The sequence below is a fragment of the Amycolatopsis sp. NPDC048633 genome (genome assembly GCF_040650695.1).
GTDB lineage: Bacteria > Actinomycetota > Actinomycetes > Mycobacteriales > Pseudonocardiaceae > Amycolatopsis.
Genome location: NZ_JBEZHS010000023.1, coordinates 69,978 through 83,831, shown reverse-complemented (window position 1 = coordinate 83,831; position 13,854 = coordinate 69,978). Strand labels below are relative to the sequence as shown.

Below are 13,854 nucleotides of genomic sequence, written 5' to 3'. Positions count from 1 at the left end.
GGCTCGGTTCGTGTCATCGGAGCTTCAAAGTGCGCTGTTTGACTTCTCTCGTTCACCACCGCACTCGCGACGAGGCCAAATTGACACAGTCAGGTCCCCCCGGCGGCAGCGGCGATCCGTTGGCCGCGTTCACCGCCGACCTCGAGGAAATCCGGGCAAAAGCCGCAGCAGCGCAGGAAAAACTCCGGTCCGCCGTCGGCACCGCGCAGTCGCCGGACGGGGCGGTCTCGGTGACCGTCGGCCCGAGCGGGGTCCTGCAGGACCTCCGGTTCGGCCACCGCGCGTACGAACGTCCCCCGCAAGCGCTGTCCGGCCTGGTGATGCAGCTGGTCGGTCGCGCGCAGCAGAAGGTCTCGGCCCAGGTCGCCGACGCGTTCGGCGGCATGGTGGGCGAGAGCTCGGCCGCCCGCGAACTGCTGGACGAGTTCCTGCCGGCCCCCGAACCGGACGTGGGAACGCCCGCGGACAAGAGCGACGTATTCCTGCCGGAGCAGGAGGCCGAAGACCGCCCGCGGCCGCCGCACCGCCCGCCGCCGCCACCGCAGCAAGGTCCGCCCCGTCGTCGTCCCCGGCCCGCGCCGGCGGAGGACGAAGGCGAGAGCAACCCCTGGTAGCACGGAGGAGAACCGGTGGTTTCCGGAGAAGGTTTCTCGGTCGACCCGGCCGAGCTGCAGAAGTTCAGCCAGTTCCTGTCCGGCACCACGCAACCGGCGGTGCAGGACGCCGCGAACCGGATGCAGGCCGCCAACGGGTTCGACAACGCCGCGTTCGGCATCCTGCTAGCGCAGGTGCTGGCCGTGCCCTCGCGGATCACGATGGCGGTGATCACCGGGGAGATCAGCAAGCTCGTCGGTGACATCGGGAAGTCCGCCGACGACGTGAAGAAGGCCGCCGACACGTACGCGACCCACGACTCGAACACGGCCCAGGGTTTGAGCACTTTCGAAACGGAGCTGGGCAAGTGACCGTTCCCATCACGGCAGCGAACTCCACGACCGGAGCCGGCGTCTTCGACAGCTGGAAGCAGGTCGGCGACTCGATCGGCAAGGTCCAGACCGAACACGGCGGCGACCTCGCGGCCGTCAGCGTCGAGCTCGGCATCAACGTCATCAGCGCCGTGCTCGACACCGTCGCGTTCGCAATGGACCCCCTCGCGAAGCTGATCGCGGCGGGCCTGGGCTGGCTGATCGAGCACGTCTCGTTCCTGAAGTGGCCGCTCGACCAGGTCGCGGGCAACCCGGCCGAGGTCACGAAGGTCGCCAACGAGCTGCACAAGATCGGCGAATCGCTGCGTACCACCGGCACTTCGCTGGACGAGACGCTCAAGTCGACGATCACCCAGTGGCAGGGCAAGGGCTACGACAGCTTCCTCAAGTCGATCAACGACCGGAAGGGCTGGATCGACGCCAACGCCAAGGCGGCTGACGTCGCCGGCTACATGGTCGAGACCACCGGGGCCCTGATCGGCGCGGTCCGTTCGTTGCTGCGCGACATCATCACGACGATCCTCGGCGACATCATCTCCACGATGCTGATCGCGCTCGCACTCGCCATCCCCACGTTCGGCGCGTCGATCGCCGTCGGGGTGACCAAGTGCGTCGCGACCGTCTCAGTACAGGTCGCGGCGATGATGGCGAAGCTCGCCAAGGTCGTCGCCTACGCCGGGCGCACGCTGGCCCGGCTCACCGGGCTGTCGAAGCTGGTCAAGGGGAAGCCAGGCTCCTCCGGCGCGGGTCACGAGCTGAGCAACCTGCCGCCGCACGGTGGCGGGGTGCCGAACTTCTCGCGGCCGCTGCCGAAGCCGCCGGGGACGGCCGTCACCCACGACGGCCCTGGCGGCGGTGCGACGCCCAGCACCCGGCCCCCGGGCGACGGCACGACCCCGAACTTCTCCCGGCCGCTGCCGCCACCGGGAACCGCGGTCTCGCACGACGGCCCTGGCGGCGGCGCCACGCCGAGCACCCGGCCGCCGGGTGACGGGACCACGCCGAACTTCTCGCGGCCGCTGCCGCCGCCCGCGGCCCCGCCCAAGCCGGCGCCGCCGAAGTCGCACCTGAGCGACCACGACGTCTCGACGATCAAGAAGCACGAGGACTGGCTGAAGACGAAGTTCGGGGACAGCTACAAGAAGATGAAGTTCGTCGACGACTGGCTGAAGGCCAAGGCGCCGGACTACTACCCGATGCTGAAGGCGCTCTCCGACGCCAAGAGTTCGAAGAACTTCGTGGGCTGGGCGGGCAAGGACATCGTGCAGGTCGACCGCGGTCTCACCGACATCCAGATGCAGGCCGAAGCCGCCTGGGCCGAGGAAGACAAGCAGCAACAGCAGCAGCACTAGCCGAAAGGGGCACCTTCAGGGACAGATAAGCCCTGAAGGTGCCCTTCACGGCTTTCAGGCGACCCCGAGGTGGCGCGAGATCAGCATCTTCTGGACCTCGCTCGTCCCCTCGCCGATCTCCAGGATCTTCGCGTCGCGGTAGAAGCGGCTCACCGGGTACTCGTTCATGAACCCGTACCCGCCGAAGATCTGGGTCGCGTCGCGCGCGTTGTCCATGGCCGCGTTCGAGGCCACCAGCTTCGCGATCGACGCCTCCTTCTTGAACGGCTCGCCGCGCAGCATCTTCGACGCCGCCTGGTAGTACGCCAGGCGGGCCGTGTGCGTGCGGACCTCCATGTCGGCGATCTTGAACTGGATCGCCTGGTACTCGCCGATCCGCTTGCCGAACGCGACCCGGTCCTTCACGTACTGCAGGCACTCGTCGACGCAGCCCTGCGCCAGACCCACTGACAGAGCAGCGATCGCGACGCGGCCTTCGTCCAAGATGGACAGGAACTGGGCGTACCCGCGACCGCGAACGCCGACCAGGTTCTCCGCCGGCACGCGGACGTCCGAAAAGGACAGCTCGTGCGTGTCCGAGCAGTTCCAGCCGACCTTGGAATACTTCGGCGCCACCTCGAAGCCTGGCGTGCCCGATGGGATGAGGATCGCCGAGATCTCCTTGCGGCCGTTCTCCATCACGTCCGTCACGGCGGTGACCGTGACCAGGCGCGTGATGTCCGTGCCCGAGTTCGTGATGAACGCCTTGCTGCCGTTGACGACCCAGGAGTCACCGTCCAAAGTGGCGCGCGTGCGGGTCGCGCCCGCGTCCGAGCCGCCGCCCGGCTCGGTCAGGCCGAAGCCACCCAGCGCCGTTCCCTCGCACAGAGTGGGGAGCCACTTCTCCTTCTGCTCCTGCGTCCCGAAGCGGTAGATCGGCATCGCGCCGAGCGAAACCCCGGCCTCCAGGGTGATCGCCACCGACGAGTCGACCCGCGCGAGCTCTTCCAGCGCCAGGCACAGCGCGAAGTAGTCGCCGCCCATACCGCCGAACTCCTCGGGGAACGGCAGGCCGAACAGGCCCATCTCCCCCATCTTCGCGACGATCTCGTACGGGAACTCCTCCTTCTCGTACAGCTCGCCGATGACCGGCGCGACCTCGGCGTGCGCGAAGTCCTCGACGGTCTTGCGGAGGGCCTCGTACTCCTCGTCCAGGCGGAAGTCGATCACTGCTGCTCCTCTTGGGGCGTCACTACGGCAAGGGTTTCGTCGAGCGCGACCTGTTGGCCGGCCCGGACGGGGAGTTCGCTGACGACACCGTCGATCGGCGCGGTGACCGTGTGCTCCATCTTCATCGCTTCGACCACCAGCAACGGCGTCCCGGCGCGCACGACGTCGCCGGCCGCCACCTTCACCACGAGCACCGTGCCCGGCATCGGGCTGGTGACCGGGCCGGCCCCGGCGGCCTCGCCGCGGGACGATAGGACGAATTCCTGCTCCCCGAAGGGAAAGCTGAGGCCGTCACGGGCGAGCCAGACCGTCCGATCCGGACCGCAGGCCTGCCGGTAGCGGTGGAAACCGCCGGCGTGCCGGACTTCGAGCAGTTCGCCATCGCGCCGGGCCGAGACCTCGACCGGCTCGGCGTCGTCGACGAAGACCGTCGCGGCCGAAGGCGTGCCCTGCACGCGGACGACGGCCTTGGCCTGACCCGACTTCAGCCGGAACGTCACCCCGCCGGACCCGCCCATCCGCCAGCCGTCCGGCACATCCCAAGGATCCACTGTGGACCCCGATGGCTGCAGCTCAAGCAGCCGGTCCAGAGCGGCCGCGACGAAGAACTCGGCGGGCACGTCCGAGGAGACCAATGTGGACAGCCGACGGTCGACCAGCTCGGTGTCGAGACGGCCGGCGCGGACGTCGTCATCGGCCAGCAGCCCGCGCAGGAACGCAGTGTTGGTGCCGACGCCCAGCACCGCCGTGTCGGCCAGCGCCAGGTCGAGCCGGTGCAGCGCCGCCGCGCGGTCCGGGCCCCAGGCGATCACCTTGGCCAGCATCGGGTCGTAGTTCGAGCCGATCACCGCGCCGCGCGCCATCCACGAGTCTACGCGGACGCCGTCTCCGGCCGGTTCGTGCACCGCCAGCACCGTCCCGCCCGTCGGGATGAACCCGCGCGCCGGGTCTTCGGCGTACACCCGGGCCTCGACGGCGTGTCCGTTCAGGACGACGTCTTGCTGTGCAAGGGAAAGAATCTCACCCGCCGCCACCCGGACCTGCCACTCGACGAGGTCGAGGCCGGTCACCAGCTCGGTGACCGGGTGCTCGACCTGCAGCCGGGTGTTCATCTCCATGAAGAAGAACTCGTCCGGGTCGTGCGCCGACAGGATGAACTCGACGGTGCCCGCGCCGACGTACCCGACCGAGCGCGCGGCCTCGACCGCCGCCGAGCCCATCTTTTCGCGCGTGGCCTCGTCCAGCAGCACCGACGGCGCTTCCTCGATGATCTTCTGGTGCCGCCGCTGCAGGCTGCACTCACGCTCGCCGAGGTGGATGACGTTCCCGTGCGTGTCGGCCAGCACCTGGATCTCGATGTGCCGCGGCGTCGTGACGAACCGCTCCATCAGGAGGGTGTCGTCGCCGAAGGACCCCTTGGCCTCACGCCGCGCCGACTCGATGGCGGCGTCCAGTTCGGACTCTTCGTGGACCAGCCGCATGCCCTTGCCGCCACCACCGGCGGACGGCTTGAGCAGCAACGGGTAGCCGACGCGCGCCGCGGCAGCCGCGAATCCGCCTTCGGGGATGTCCACATCGGACGCGCCGGGGACCACGGGGACCCCGGCCTTCGACACCGTCGCCTTGGCGCGGATCTTGTCGCCCATGGCGTCGATCGCCGCGACCGGCGGGCCGATGAACACCAGCCCGGCCGCCTCGCAGGCCCGCGCGAACTCCGCGTTCTCCGCCAGGAAGCCGTAACCCGGGTGCACGGCCTGCGCACCCGAAGACACGGCAGCGTCGACGATAGCCGGGATCGAGAGGTAGCTCTTCGAAGCTTCCGCCGGGCCGATCCGGACGGCGGTGTGCGCCTCCCGGACGTGCCGCGCGTCGGCGTCGGCGTCGCTGTACACCGCGACCGCGCGGATGCCGAGCGCCCGCAGCGTGCGGATGACCCGGACCGCGATCTCGCCGCGGTTCGCGACCAACACTGAGTCGAACATCATCACATCCGGAAGACGCCGTAGTTGACATCGGACAGAGGAGCGTTGGCCGCGGTCGAGAGCGCGAGGCCGAGCACCGTGCGGGTGTCCGCCGGGTCGATCACACCGTCGTCCCACAGCCGCGCCGTCGAGTAGTACGGGCTGCCCTGCGCCTCGTACTGCTCGCGGATCGGATCCTTGAACGCCTCTTCGTCCTCGGTGGACCATTCGCCGCCGCGTCCCTCGATCGAGTCACGGCGGACCGTCGACAGCACGGACGCCGCCTGCTCGCCGCCCATCACCGAGATCCGCGCGTTCGGCCACATCCAGAGGAACCGCGGCGAGTACGCCCGGCCGCACATCGAGTAGTTGCCGGCGCCGAACGAGCCGCCGATAACGACCGTTAACTTCGGCACCCGCGCGCAGGCCACGGCGGTGACCATCTTCGCGCCGTGCTTGGCGATACCGCCCGCCTCGTACGCCTTGCCGACCATGAAGCCGGTGATGTTCTGCAGGAACAAGAGGGGGATCGAGCGCTTGTCGCACAGCTCGATGAAGTGCGCGCCCTTCATCGCGGACTCGGCGAACAGCACGCCGTTGTTCGCGACGATGCCGACCGGGTGGCCGTGGATCCGGGCGAACCCGGTGACCAAGGTGGTCCCGTACTCCTTCTTGAACTCGCCGAACCGGCTGCCGTCGACGATCCGCGCGATCACCTCGCGCACGTCGTAGGGCGTGCGCGGGTCGGTCGGCACGACGCCGTACAGCTCGGCGGGGTCGACGGCGGGCGCCTCGGTCGGCAGCACGTCCCACGGGCGCGGCGTGCGAGGGCCGAGCGTCGAGACGATCGAGCGGACGATCCGCAGCGCGTGCGCGTCGTCGTCGGCCAGGTGGTCGGTGACGCCGGACTGGCGCGAGTGGACGTCGCCGCCTCCCAGCTCCTCCGCTGTGACGACCTCGCCGGTCGCGGCCTTCACCAGCGGCGGGCCGCCGAGGAAGATCGTGCCCTGGTTCCGGACGATGACGGCTTCGTCGCTCATCGCCGGGACGTACGCGCCGCCGGCGGTGCACGAGCCGAGCACCGCGGCGATCTGCGGGATGCCGCGCGCGGACATCGTCGCCTGGTTGTAGAAGATCCGGCCGAAGTGTTCACGATCCGGGAAGACCTCGTCCTGCCTGGGCAGGAACGCGCCGCCGGAGTCCACCAGGTAGACGCACGGCAGGTTGTTGTGCAGCGCGACCTCCTGGGCGCGCAGGTGCTTCTTCACCGTCATCGGGTAGTACGTGCCGCCCTTGACGGTGGCGTCGTTGGCGACGACCACGCACTCGCGGCCGGAGACGCGCCCGATCCCGGTGATGATCCCGGCGGACGGCGCCTCGTCGTCATAGAGTCCGTTCGCGGCCAGCGGCGAGAGCTCCAGGAACGGCGAACCCGGGTCGAGCAGCGTGTCGACGCGGTCGCGCGGGAGCAGCTTGCCGCGTTCGACGTGCCGGGTGCGCGACTTTTCGGGCCCGCCGAGGCGGGCGCTCGACAGACGTTTGCGGAGGTCCTCGACCAGCTCCGCGTGCGACGTCGCATTGCGGGTGTAGGCCTCGCTGTCCGGGGCAGCCGTAGTCCCCAGTGCCGGCGTGTCCATGAGCTCCCTCGAAGTTAGCGGTCGTTAACCTCCAGCTCGATGTTAGCGACCGCTAACGTGAGTGTCCAGTCGCCTGAATGCCGTGAAGGCCACCCCGGACGCACCGGGATGGCCTTCACGACCGGAGGGGACCGGGTTCAGCCGATAGCGCCCCGCAGCGGGGCGTAGTAGCCGCCCGACTGCCCGGCCACGGTCGGGTGATAGGACTCGATCACCGGCCAGGTCAGGCTGTGCAGGTAGTCATCGGACGACGAGCAGATGTTGTGCCCGACGAACGACGACCGGACGTCGACGAACGTCGCGCCCGCCGACGCCGCGCGGGACTGGATGACCGACGCCAGCGTGTCGGCGCCGGAGTTGATCGCCGAGCGCTTGGTGTCGCTCAGCCCGACCCAGCAGGAGCCGGGCACGGTGTAGAAGCGCGGGTAAGACAGGACGACGAGGCGAGCCCCGGGCGCCTTGGCCTTGATCGCGTTGTAGGTGTTGGTCAGCAACGCGGGCAGGGTGTTGTTGACGTAGGTCTTCGCGGTGTTGACGCGGGCAGTGCAGGTCGCGTCACTGCCGAGGGTGCAGGTCTGGATCACGTCGCTGAAGCCGGCGTCGTTGCCGCCTACGGTGACCGTGACCAGGGTCGCATTGGAGGGGATGGAGCCGGCCTGGCTGATGACGTCCCCGGTTTTGGCACCGGAGCAGGCCAGGAAGGTGAACGACGTGCCGCTGTGGGCGTTGGTCCACAGCTGCGGGTAGGAGTTGGAGCTGCGGTAGCAGTTCCCTGAACTGCCGTAGCTACCGGCTCCGACTCCCGAGGAGTAGGAGTCGCCGAGCGCGGCGTAGACGGTCCCGGCGGCGTGGGCGAGGCCCGTGACACCGAGAGTGGACAGGACGACGGCGCCGAGAGCCGTGCTCAACCTCAGCAGAAAACGTCGCGACAGACGGATCGGAACCCCCATGGGCCACTCCTTTGTGACAGAACCGACCCCAAAAGCACAGCATGTAAATGCCCCACGAGGAACCCCTAGTTACCGGTAGGTAACCCACTCGGCCCACGCCGGAAGACGGGAACAGTGTTAGCGCTCGCTAACGTCCGGTCGCGGCGCGCGGCTCGCTCCCGCTTCAGCGCGGAAAAGGCTCGGCGTCGGCGCGTCCAGCCGGGCGTCGGCCCCTTCCAGGCGAGTCCGACATCACTTGGTGTTAGCGCTCGCTAACCTGCCGCTCTAATATGGCCGAATGCCGGCCAACCCCACACCTCTCGTGAACGGCGAGAAGGCGAACCGCCGCGAACAGATTCTGTCCGCGGCCGCCGAGCTGTTCGCCCACCACGGGTTCCACGGCGTCGGGATCGACGACATCGGCGCCGCCGTCGGCATCTCCGGGCCCGCGCTCTACCGGCACTTCCGCAGCAAGGACGCGATCCTCGGCGAGATGCTGAACTCGATCAGCCGTTACCTGCTCGACGGCGGCACGGTGTGGGCGAACCGGCCCGGCTCGCCGGACGACACGCTGACCGGGCTCGTGGCGTTCCACGTCGGCTTCGCGCTCGCGCACCCGTCCTTGATCACCGTTCAGGAGCGCAACCTCGCGAACCTCACCGACGCCGACCGCAAGCAGGTGCGCGCGCTGCAGCGGCAGTACGTCGAGGTGTGGGTCCGCGCGATCCGCGAAGCCATGCCGGACCTGGAAGAACGGCAGGCGCGGTCGGCGGCACACGCCGTGTTCGGATTGATCAACTCGACGCCGTACAACCGCCATCTCGGTGACTCGGAACTCGCCGAACTGCTCTCCCGGCTCGCGCTGGGTGCGCTCCGCGCGGCTGGATGACCGACCCGGATCAAGGTATCCCCACTATCGCCGTCGCTGGTGTTTGATGGGGCACGTGGATGCGGACTGGAACGAGCAGGAGCTCGTCGAGAAGGCTCAACGCGCGCTGACGGCGTTGAGCCTCGGTGACGACGCCGAAGCCCTCGTCGAGGTCGCGCCGACGGCCGCCGAACCGCAGGCCCGCGCGGACGAGACGAAGGCGTTGATGCTGCTGCTGTTCGGCGAGTGCAGCGCGATGGTCTCCACCCTCGGCGACGGCGGCAGCGCGCCGGTGAAGGTCCAGGTCTTCGACGAAGACGGCGAAGAGGTCTCGATCGACCAGGCCGACCCGCCGGTGCGGACCGCGGTCCGCACACTGCTGGCGGAGGTCCACGGCAACACCGAGGCGGCGCAGGAGCAGGTCGAGATCGCCCTGGCCAACGCGGCGCCCGACGAGGTGGACAGCCTCGTGCTGCAGGCGTTGCGGTGGACGATCCGGCTGTCGGTCGAATGCCTGGACCGCGACCTGCCGGTGGCGCCCTGGATCTCGGAAGCCGTCTCGGACTAGACCGGGCTAGGCCGGCCGCAGCGACCGGACGATCGGGGCCAGGTACAGCTCGGCTACCCGGCGGCGCTCGACGTCGTCGTCCACCGGGAGCACCGTCTCCTGGGTCAGCACCAGCGACACGACGATCCGGATCAGCAGCTCCGCCATCCCGTCGACGTCCTCGGCGGGCAGGCTGAGCCGGCCCGCCGCGATCTCCGCGTGGAAGTGCGCCGCGATCCGGGTGCGCGCCGCCGCGAACAGGCCGCCCGCCTGGACCGTCAGCTGCGGGAGGATCAGCTCCGGCTCCGTGCGCAGCAGACGGTTGAGCAGCCGGTGCCCCCGCAGGTACCCCAGGGAGAAGCTCAACCCCTCGATGAGCTTCTCCTCCGGGGTCGCCTGCGCCTCGACGACGGCGTCGACCTTCGTCAGGAACCGCTTCATCTCCCGCAGGACCAGCGCGTTGAGCAGCTGGTCCTTCTTCGGGAAGTAGCGGTAGATCGTCACCCGCGAGAGGCCGACGCGGCGCGCGACGTCGTCGACGGTGAACCGGCGCAGCCCGAAGTCCTCGGCCTGGGTCAGCGCCGCGCCCATGATCCGCTCCGCGGTCTCGTCGCCGGGAAGTTCGGCTTCGAGCGCGTGCTTCAGGAGGTCGCGCATGGCCACAACCCTAGGCCGCTTTACAACTTGACGGAAAATGTTTCATGCGTTCTAGTGTTACACGACGCAGGGAGGCGCGGAATGGGTGATCGCGAAGCGACGGCCGAGCGGCTGCTCAAGTCGAGCGCCCGGCTCTCCTACGACCCGGACGTCGACGTCCACTGGGCCGCGCCGCTGAACGAAGACCAGTTCTTCATCCCCGAAAAGCTGGTCTCCCTGTACGGCACGCCGGTGTGGGACACGCTGAGCCGTGAGCAGCGGATCGAGCTGTCGCGGCAGGAGCTCGTGAACACCGTCAGCGTCGGGATCTGGTTCGAGATCATCCTCATGCAGATGCTGCTGCGCGCGTCCTACCGCCAGGACCCGACGACCCGGCACGTGCACTACGCGCTGACCGAGGTCGCCGACGAATGCCGGCACTCCACGATGTTCGCGCGGCTGATCGAGCGCGTCGACGGCCGCCCCTACCGCAACAACCGCTGGCTCCAGCTGAGCGCACAAGCCCTCCCGGCGATCCTGCACGGGCCGGCGATGTGGGTGGCGACGCTGATCGGCGAGGAGATCTTCGACGCGCTGCAGCGCGAGCACCTCGACGACGAGTCGGTGCAGCCGGTGGTGCGCGCGGTGATGCGGATCCACGTCACGGAGGAAGCGCGGCACGTCCGCTACGCCCGCGACGACCTCGTCCGGGAGCTCGCGCGAGCACCCTGGTGGCGCAAGGAGTTCGCGCGGATCGTGGTCGCCGCCGGCGCGCTGCTGATGTCGCGGCTGCTGTCCCGGCCGCGCCAGTACCTGCGCGCGGGGATCGACCCCGGGGTCGCGGTCGAGGCGGCGCGGACCAGCGCGCACCGGCGGGAGACCCTCTCCTTCGGGGCCCGGAAGCTCGTCCGCTTCCTGCGGGAGAACGACCTGATCGGCGGCCCGAGCGCGGTGCTGTGGCGCCGCGCCGGAATGCTCTGACGGAGGGGAAGACATGACGATCAAGGACCTGCTCGCCGCCGGCACCGGCCGGCTCGCCGACCGGATCACCACGGTGGGCGACGAAGCGGGCGACCGCGCGGACGACGTCGCCTGGCGGGTGGCGAAGCTGTCCGATCGCGCGGCCGAACGGCTCGGGGACTACGCCGCCGGCGCGTCACGCCGCGTCGCGAACCGCTTGGTACGCCTGGGAGAGCGCGTGACTAACCCAGAAGCGCCTTCACCAGCGCCGCGATCTGGTCCGTCTCGATGAGGAACGAGTCGTGGCCGTACGGCGAGGAAACCACCGACGGCTCCGACGTCCCGGGGATCCCGGACGCGATCTCCGCCGACTGGTACAGCGGGTAGAGCCGGTCGCTGTCCACCCCGCCGATCACCGCCCGGGCGGTGACCCGGCCCAGCGCCGCGGCGACGCCGCCGCGGTCACGGCCGACGTCGTGGGTGTTCATCGACTCCGTCAGCACCACGTAGCTGTTCGCGTCGAACCGGCCCGCCAGCTTGTCGGCATGATGGTCCAAATAGGACTCGACGGCGAACCGCCCGCCCCGCAACGGGTCCTCGGCACCCTGGTACGAGCGGCCGAACCGCTGGGCCAGCTCCGGCTCGCTGCGGTAGGTGACGTGCGCGATCCGCCGGGCGATGCCGAGACCCCGGAAAGGCCCCTCCGGAGCCGAGTAGTAGTCACCGCCGTGGAAGAACGGGTCGCTGCGGATCGCGTGCAGCTGCGGCGCCGCCCAGGCGATCTGCTCGGCCGACGCCCGCGCGGTCGAGGCCAGCACCAGCACCGACGCCACTCGCGAGGGCAGCGTCACCGCCCACTCCAGCGCGCGCATCCCGCCCATGGACCCGCCGACGACGGCCGCCCAGCGCGAAATGCCCAGGTGGTCGGCCAGGACCGCCTCCGAAGCCACCTGGTCCCGCACCGTCACGACCGGGAACCGGCTGCCCCACGGCTGCCCGTCGGGCGAAGGCGACGACGGCCCGGTCGATCCCTGGCAGCCGCCCAGCACGTTCGGGACCACGACGAAGAGCTCGCTGGTGTCCAAGGCCTTCCCGGGCCCGATCAGCCCGTCCCACCAGCCCGCGCTGGGGTGTCCCGGCACCAGCGGGCCGGACGCGTGGCTGTCGCCGGTCAGCGCGTGCTCGACGAGGACCGCGTTGGACGCGTCGGAGTTCAGCGTCCCCCAGGTTTCGTACGCGAGAGTAAAAGCGGGCAGCACGCCACCGGCCTCGAGCGCGAGCGCGCCGGGGCCGGTGACGAACTTCCGGCGGCCCGGCGGATCACCGATCCGCCAGGCGCCGGTGACGGGCCCAGCCGTCACAGTTCCGCCTTGGCCGCCCGGAATCCGGCCTCCAGGTCGGCCTTGAGGTCCTCGATCCCTTCCAGCCCGACGGCGATCCGGACCAGGCCCGGCGTCACACCGCTGGCGAGCTGCTCCTGCGGCGCGAGCTGGCTGTGGGTGGTGGACGCCGGGTGCACGATCAGGCTGCGGACGTCGCCGAGGTTCACCAGCTGGCTGTGCAGCTCGGTGCCGTCGACGAACTTCCGGCCCGCCTCCACGCCGCCGCGCAGGTCGAACGACAGGACCGCGCCCGCGCCGCGCGGCAGGTACTTCTGCCCGGCCTCGTAGTAGGGGCTCGACGGCAGGCCGGCGTAGTACACCTTCTCGACCTCGTCGCGCTGCTCCAGCCACTCGGCGAGCGCCTGGGCGTTCTGCACGTGCCGCTCGATGCGCAGCGACAGCGTCTCGATCCCCTGCAGGATCAGGAAGCTGTTCAGCGGCGCGATCGCCGCGCCGGTGTCGCGCAGGATCTGGACGCGCGCCTTCGCCGCGTACGCGCCGGGGCCGAGGGCCTCCCAGTACTTCAGGCCGTTGTAGCTCGGGTCGGGCTCGTTGAAGCCCGGGAACTTGGCCGGGTCCTTGCCGTAGTCGAACGTGCCGCCGTCGACCAGGACGCCGGCGATCGTCGTGCCGTGGCCGCCGAGGTACTTGGTGGCGGAGTGGATCACGACGTCGGCGCCGTGCTCGATCGGGCGCACCAGGTACGGCGTAGGGATCGTGTTGTCGACGAGGAGCGGGACGCCGGCTTCGTGCGCGGTGTCGGCGACGCCGCGGATGTCGAGGACGTTGCTGCCCGGGTTGGCCAGCGTCTCGGCGAAGAAGAACTTCGTGTTCGGCCGGACGGCGGCGCGCCACTGCTCGAGGTCGTCCTGGTCGTCGATGAACGTGACCTCGATGCCGAGCTTCGGCAGCGTGTAGTGGAAGAGGTTGTAGGTGCCGCCGTAGAGCGACTGGCTGGACACGAAGTGGTCGCCCGCGCCCGCGAGGTTCAGGATCGCCGCCGTGGTCGCGGCCGAGCCGGACGCGAACGCCAGCGCCGCGACGCCCCCTTCGAGCGACGCGACGCGCTGCTCCAGCACGTCCTGCGTCGGGTTCATGATCCGCGTGTAGATGTTGCCGGGCTCGGCGAGGCTGAACAGGTCGGCGCCGTGCTGGCTGTCGCGGAAGACGTACGACGTCGTCTGGTAGATGGGCGTCGCCCGCGCGCCCGTGGCCGGATCCGGCGCGGCGCCCGCGTGGATCTGCCTGGTCTCGAAGGACCAGGCCGAGGTGTCGTCCGCGCTCATCGGTTTCTCCTTGCGGCTCAAGGGGGATCGCTGAAGCTCGAAGCTACTTGGGCCGAACGGAGTACCCAACCGTTCCCACGTCCTGGGAGCGTACGCCCCTT

At 69.7% G+C, this 13,854-nt stretch carries 14 protein-coding genes; 7 read left to right on the top strand and 7 right to left on the bottom strand.

Going from position 1 to position 13,854, the window contains the following annotated elements; all coding sequences use genetic code 11:
- Positions 1-80 precede the first annotated feature (80 nt).
- The 3 genes from AB0C38_RS32645 to AB0C38_RS32635 are packed head-to-tail and all read left to right on the top strand — an operon-like array spanning position 81 to position 2,338.
- Positions 81-614 carry a YbaB/EbfC family nucleoid-associated protein gene (locus AB0C38_RS32645; protein WP_360680961.1) on the top strand — a complete coding sequence of 178 codons (534 nt, stop codon included), beginning with the start codon at positions 81-83 and terminating at the stop codon, positions 612-614.
- Between the two features lie 15 nt (positions 615-629).
- Positions 630-965, top strand: a complete 336-nt coding sequence (locus tag AB0C38_RS32640; RefSeq protein WP_360680959.1) for a hypothetical protein — start codon at positions 630-632, stop codon at positions 963-965.
- On the top strand, positions 962-2,338 hold the full coding sequence (locus tag AB0C38_RS32635; RefSeq protein ID WP_360680958.1) for a hypothetical protein: 1,377 nt from the start codon (positions 962-964) through the stop codon (positions 2,336-2,338). The genes AB0C38_RS32640 and AB0C38_RS32635 overlap by 4 nt, the downstream gene beginning before the upstream one ends.
- A 54-nt stretch (positions 2,339-2,392) precedes the next feature.
- Here the strand turns inward: AB0C38_RS32635 and AB0C38_RS32630 are convergent, their stop codons facing one another.
- From AB0C38_RS32630 to AB0C38_RS32615, 4 genes are all read right to left on the bottom strand, one after another.
- Entirely contained in the window at positions 2,393-3,547 is a 1,155-nt protein-coding gene (locus tag AB0C38_RS32630) for an acyl-CoA dehydrogenase family protein (protein ID WP_360680956.1), read from the bottom strand.
- Positions 3,544-5,529 carry an acetyl-CoA carboxylase biotin carboxylase subunit gene (locus tag AB0C38_RS32625; protein ID WP_360680954.1) on the bottom strand — a complete coding sequence of 662 codons (1,986 nt, stop codon included), beginning with the start codon at positions 5,527-5,529 and terminating at the stop codon, positions 3,544-3,546. Before AB0C38_RS32625 ends, AB0C38_RS32630 begins: the two co-directional genes overlap by 4 nt.
- A gap of 2 nt (positions 5,530-5,531) precedes the next feature.
- Positions 5,532-7,145: a carboxyl transferase domain-containing protein gene (locus tag AB0C38_RS32620; RefSeq protein ID WP_360680952.1), complete on the bottom strand. Its 1,614-nt coding sequence runs from the start codon at positions 7,143-7,145 to the stop codon at positions 5,532-5,534.
- Positions 7,146-7,282: 137 nt separating this feature from the next.
- Positions 7,283-8,053, bottom strand: a complete 771-nt coding sequence (locus tag AB0C38_RS32615; RefSeq protein ID WP_360681082.1) for an SGNH/GDSL hydrolase family protein — start codon at positions 8,051-8,053, stop codon at positions 7,283-7,285.
- A gap of 319 nt (positions 8,054-8,372) precedes the next feature.
- Here AB0C38_RS32615 and AB0C38_RS32610 point away from each other — a divergent pair, with 319 nt between their 5' ends.
- Both AB0C38_RS32610 and AB0C38_RS32605 read left to right on the top strand, forming a co-directional pair.
- Positions 8,373-8,963 carry a TetR/AcrR family transcriptional regulator gene (locus AB0C38_RS32610; RefSeq protein WP_360680951.1) on the top strand — a complete coding sequence of 197 codons (591 nt, stop codon included), beginning with the start codon at positions 8,373-8,375 and terminating at the stop codon, positions 8,961-8,963.
- Positions 8,964-9,009: 46 nt separating this feature from the next.
- The gene (locus AB0C38_RS32605) at positions 9,010-9,510 is read left to right on the top strand and encodes a hypothetical protein (RefSeq protein ID WP_155541161.1); all 501 of its coding nucleotides are present in this window, start codon (positions 9,010-9,012) and stop codon (positions 9,508-9,510) included.
- Positions 9,511-9,516: 6 nt separating this feature from the next.
- On the opposite strand, the gene AB0C38_RS32600 is transcribed toward AB0C38_RS32605, so the two are convergent.
- On the bottom strand, positions 9,517-10,146 hold the full coding sequence (locus tag AB0C38_RS32600) for a TetR/AcrR family transcriptional regulator (RefSeq protein ID WP_360680949.1): 630 nt from the start codon (positions 10,144-10,146) through the stop codon (positions 9,517-9,519).
- A gap of 81 nt (positions 10,147-10,227) precedes the next feature.
- On the opposite strand from AB0C38_RS32600, the gene AB0C38_RS32595 reads away from it, so the two are divergent.
- Together AB0C38_RS32595 and AB0C38_RS32590 are read left to right on the top strand one after the other, a co-directional pair.
- Positions 10,228-11,106 carry a diiron oxygenase gene (locus AB0C38_RS32595; RefSeq protein ID WP_360680947.1) on the top strand — a complete coding sequence of 293 codons (879 nt, stop codon included), beginning with the start codon at positions 10,228-10,230 and terminating at the stop codon, positions 11,104-11,106.
- Positions 11,107-11,119: 13 nt separating this feature from the next.
- Entirely contained in the window at positions 11,120-11,377 is a 258-nt protein-coding gene (locus tag AB0C38_RS32590; protein WP_360680946.1) for a hypothetical protein, read from the top strand.
- Here the strand turns inward: AB0C38_RS32590 and AB0C38_RS32585 are convergent.
- The gene (locus AB0C38_RS32585; RefSeq protein WP_360680945.1) at positions 11,328-12,446 is read right to left on the bottom strand and encodes a homoserine O-acetyltransferase; all 1,119 of its coding nucleotides are present in this window, start codon (positions 12,444-12,446) and stop codon (positions 11,328-11,330) included. The two genes, AB0C38_RS32590 and AB0C38_RS32585, sit on opposite strands and share 50 nt — an antisense overlap.
- Positions 12,443-13,753, bottom strand: coding sequence for a bifunctional o-acetylhomoserine/o-acetylserine sulfhydrylase (locus tag AB0C38_RS32580; protein ID WP_360680943.1), 1,311 nt, complete (start codon positions 13,751-13,753; stop codon positions 12,443-12,445). Before AB0C38_RS32580 ends, AB0C38_RS32585 begins: the two co-directional genes overlap by 4 nt.
- Between the last annotated feature and the right edge of the window lie 101 nt (positions 13,754-13,854).

Coding starts and splice junctions, on each gene's coding strand:
- AB0C38_RS32625 (WP_360680954.1), bottom strand. CDS start 5,529: ATGTTCGACTCAGTGTTGGTCGCGAACCGCGGCGAGATCGCGGTCCGG.
- AB0C38_RS32620 (WP_360680952.1), bottom strand. CDS start 7,145: ATGGACACGCCGGCACTGGGGACTACGGCTGCCCCGGACAGCGAGGCC.
- AB0C38_RS32610 (WP_360680951.1), top strand. CDS start 8,373: ATGCCGGCCAACCCCACACCTCTCGTGAACGGCGAGAAGGCGAACCGC.
- AB0C38_RS32605 (WP_155541161.1), top strand. CDS start 9,010: ATGGGGCACGTGGATGCGGACTGGAACGAGCAGGAGCTCGTCGAGAAG.
- AB0C38_RS32600 (WP_360680949.1), bottom strand. CDS start 10,146: ATGCGCGACCTCCTGAAGCACGCGCTCGAAGCCGAACTTCCCGGCGAC.
- AB0C38_RS32595 (WP_360680947.1), top strand. CDS start 10,228: ATGGGTGATCGCGAAGCGACGGCCGAGCGGCTGCTCAAGTCGAGCGCC.
- AB0C38_RS32590 (WP_360680946.1), top strand. CDS start 11,120: ATGACGATCAAGGACCTGCTCGCCGCCGGCACCGGCCGGCTCGCCGAC.
- AB0C38_RS32580 (WP_360680943.1), bottom strand. CDS start 13,753: ATGAGCGCGGACGACACCTCGGCCTGGTCCTTCGAGACCAGGCAGATC.